Origin of the sequence: Lampropedia puyangensis (genome assembly GCF_004833285.1) — a bacterium.
Classification (GTDB): domain Bacteria; phylum Pseudomonadota; class Gammaproteobacteria; order Burkholderiales; family Burkholderiaceae_C; genus Lampropedia; species Lampropedia puyangensis.
In genome coordinates this window covers 1-1,194 of record NZ_STFG01000057.1, presented here as the reverse complement: position 1 = coordinate 1,194, position 1,194 = coordinate 1, and the positions used below count along the sequence as shown (strand labels likewise).

At 52.5% G+C, this 1,194-nt stretch carries 1 protein-coding gene; it reads left to right on the top strand.

Going from position 1 to position 1,194, the window contains the following annotated elements; genetic code table 11:
* The first annotated feature begins 3 nt into the window (after positions 1–3).
* Positions 4–1,194, top strand: coding sequence for an elongation factor Tu (gene tuf, locus E9531_RS17350; protein ID WP_136575023.1), 1,191 nt, complete (start codon positions 4–6; stop codon positions 1,192–1,194).

Here is a 1,194-nt window from a genome sequence, read left to right as displayed (position 1 = left end):
GAAATGGCAAAAGGTAAGTTCGAACGTACGAAACCGCACGTTAACGTCGGTACTATCGGTCACGTGGATCATGGTAAAACCACTTTGACAGCAGCGATCGCTACTGTTTTGGCGAAGAAATTCGGTGGTGAAGCCAAAGGTTACGACCAAATCGACAACGCCCCAGAAGAAAAAGCACGTGGTATTACCATCAATACCTCGCACGTTGAATACGAAACAGCCAACCGCCACTACGCACACGTTGACTGCCCAGGCCACGCTGACTATGTGAAAAACATGATCACTGGTGCTGCTCAGATGGACGGCGCTATTTTGGTGTGTTCTGCTGCTGACGGCCCAATGCCACAAACACGCGAGCACATCTTGTTGTCTCGTCAGGTGGGCGTGCCTTACATCATCGTGTTCCTGAACAAGGCCGACATGGTGGACGACGAAGAATTGCTGGAACTGGTTGAAATGGAAGTGCGCGAGCTGCTCTCCAAATACGACTTCCCAGGCGACGACACACCGATCATCCGCGGTTCCGCCAAACTGGCCCTGGAAGGCGACCAAAGCCCAATCGGCGAAGAAGCTATCGTCAAACTGGCTGACGCGTTGGATACATACATCCCAACACCAGAGCGCGCTGTTGACGGTGCATTCCTGATGCCTGTGGAAGACGTGTTCTCCATCTCTGGTCGCGGTACAGTGGTGACAGGTCGTGTTGAGCGCGGCATCATTAAAGTCGGCGAAGAAATCGAAATCGTTGGTATCCGTGATGTCCAAAAGACTACTGTTACTGGCGTGGAAATGTTCCGCAAGCTGCTCGACCAAGGTCAAGCTGGTGACAACGTTGGTTTGTTGTTGCGCGGCACAAAACGTGAAGACGTGGAACGTGGTCAAGTGTTGGCCAAGCCAGGTTCGATCAAGCCACACACAGAATTCACTGCTGAGGTGTACGTGTTGTCCAAAGACGAAGGTGGCCGTCACACGCCTTTCTTCGCTAACTACCGTCCACAGTTCTACTTCCGTACGACTGACGTGACAGGCTCTATCTCTTTGCCAGAAGGCAAAGAAATGGTGATGCCAGGTGACAACGTGCAAATCACAGTCAAGCTGATCGCTCCGATCGCTATGGAAGAAGGTTTGCGCTTCGCTATCCGCGAGGGTGGCCGTACTGTGGGCGCTGGCGTGGTTGCTAAGATCATTGCTTAA

Bases quoted from the DNA above. Each gene is read 5' to 3' on its own strand.
- tuf (WP_136575023.1), top strand. From the start codon at position 4: ATGGCAAAAGGTAAGTTCGAACGTACGAAACCGCACGTTAACGTCGGT.